This window comes from Sporosarcina sp. E16_8 (assembly GCF_017347095.1).
GTDB lineage: Bacteria > Bacillota > Bacilli > Bacillales_A > Planococcaceae > Sporosarcina.
In genome coordinates, this window is the sequence record NZ_JADPRZ010000138.1 from 1 (window position 1) to 508 (window position 508).

Genomic DNA, 508 nt, shown 5'->3' on the forward strand with positions numbered 1-508 from the left:
GCGCCTGCGCTGGATGGTCTATGTAAGGAGGCGCATTTCGTTCTCTATAATTGCGGAGGAGATTAATAAAAGACTCATTGTAATGGGTAGATTCAGAAATCCTGCTAATACCGCTTCTGCGCTTTGTGGATGCCTCCCACGATAAGCCGGAAAGGAGACCGCTTTCAGTCTTATCGCTTCGGCTACCACGAAGACGCGCCTGCGCTGGATGGTCTATGTAAGGAGGCGCATTTCGTTATCGGGTATGAGATTGACAACTAGAAGTAGGGTTTTCTTCAAGCAGGAGAATGCAATTAACAACAGTTGCAATACATGGAATGAATCAAAAATCCTGCTAATACCGCTTCTGCGCTTTGTGGATGCCTCCCGCGATAAGCCGGAAAGAAGACCGCTTTCAGTCTTATCGCTTCGGCTACCACGAAGACGCGCCTGCGCTGGATGGTCTATGTAAGGAGGCGCATTTCGTTCTCTATAATTGCGGAGGAGATTAATAAAAGACTCATTGTAA

1 protein-coding gene is annotated in these 508 nt (G+C 47.4%); it reads right to left on the reverse strand.

Features of this window, described 5'->3' with window-relative positions; genetic code table 11:
- Positions 1–213: 213 nt before the first annotated feature.
- The coding region (locus tag I2484_RS21285; RefSeq protein WP_207153009.1) for a hypothetical protein at positions 214–508 on the reverse strand (295 nt) is incomplete at its 5' end.